This is a genomic window from Pseudarthrobacter ribosi (assembly GCF_055412865.1).
This window is the reverse complement of record NZ_JBVAYZ010000048.1, coordinates 1-1,480: the sequence shown is the minus strand read 5'-3', so window position 1 is coordinate 1,480 and position 1,480 is coordinate 1. Positions and strand designations below refer to the sequence as shown.

General features: G+C 54.1%; 1 rRNA gene. It reads right to left on the bottom strand.

Annotation, left to right across the window (positions count from 1 at the left end):
- Positions 1-1,282, bottom strand: a 23S ribosomal RNA gene (locus tag ACZYZ5_RS21435); the annotation flags it as partial.
- Positions 1,283-1,480 lie beyond the last annotated feature (198 nt).

Sequence of the window (1,480 nt, the reverse complement as noted above, 5' to 3'; positions counted from 1 at the left end):
GGGGCGGCTTAGCTAATATCTGAAATCCACAACTTCGGCGGTGTACTTGAGCCCCGCTACATTGTCGGCGCGGAATCACTTGACCAGTGAGCTATTACGCACTCTTTTAAGGATGGCTGCTTCTAAGCCAACCTCCTGGTTGTCTTCGCAACTCCACATCCTTTCCCACTTAGCACACGCTTAGGGGCCTTAGTTGGTGGTCTGGGCTGTTTCCCTCTCGACTATGAAGCTTATCCCCCACAGTCTCACTGCTGCGCTCTCACTTACCGGCATTCGGAGTTTGGCTGACGTCAGTAACCTTGTAGGGCCCATTAGCCATCCAGTAGCTCTACCTCCGGTAAGAAACACGCAACGCTGCACCTAAATGCATTTCGGGGAGAACCAGCTATCACGAAGTTTGATTGGCCTTTCACCCCTACCCACAGCTCATCCCCTCCATTTTCAACTGAAGTGGGTTCGGTCCTCCACGACGTCTTACCGTCGCTTCAACCTGGCCATGGGTAGATCACTTCGCTTCGGGTCTAGATCACGCCACTGCAACGCCCTATTCAGACTCGCTTTCGCTACGGCTTCCCCACACGGGTTAACCTCGCGACGTAACACTAACTCGCAGGCTCATTCTTCAAAAGGCACGCCGTCACAACTACAAGGTTGCTCCGACGGATTGTAAGCACACGGTTTCAGGTACTGTTTCACTCCCCTCCCGGGGTACTTTTCACCTTTCCCTCACGGTACTGGTCCGCTATCGGTCATTAGGGAGTATTTAGGCTTATCAGGTGGTCCTGACAGATTCACACGGGATTTCTCGGGCCCCGTGCTACTTGGGATACTCCCCGGGCGGTACACAACATTTCGGTTACGGGGCTCACACCCTCTCTGGCCGGCCTTTCAAGACCGTTCACCTATGCCTGTACTACACACCCCACTGTCCCGGCAGAGACAGAATGGGAAGTCCCACAACCCCGACCATGCAACGCCCGCCGGCTATCACACATGGAACGGTTTAGCCTGATCCGCGTTCGCTCGCCACTACTGACGGAATCACTATTGTTTTCTCTTCCTGCGGGTACTGAGATGTTTCACTTCCCCGCGTTCCCTCCACGCACCCTATGTGTTCAGATGCGGGTCACCAGGCAGCTCGCGCCCCTGGCGGGGTTTCCCCATTCGGACACCCTGGGATCACAGTCCGGTTATCGACTCCCCCAGGCTTATCGCAGATTCCTACGTCCTTCTTCGGCTCCTAATGCCAAGGCATCCACCGTGTGCTCTTAAAAACTTGACCACAAAAGATCAATAAAACGCTATTCTTTCGAGAGAACCACGGAAACCACCACCACCGCCGGACCGCACCCCGAAAGGCACAACCAGACAACAGCGACAGATCCAGGTTCATATATCTTGGAAATTGCTTCTTATAAAAGATGCTCGCGTCCACTATGTAGTTCTCAAACAACAACCCCGTACCACACACCCCACACAC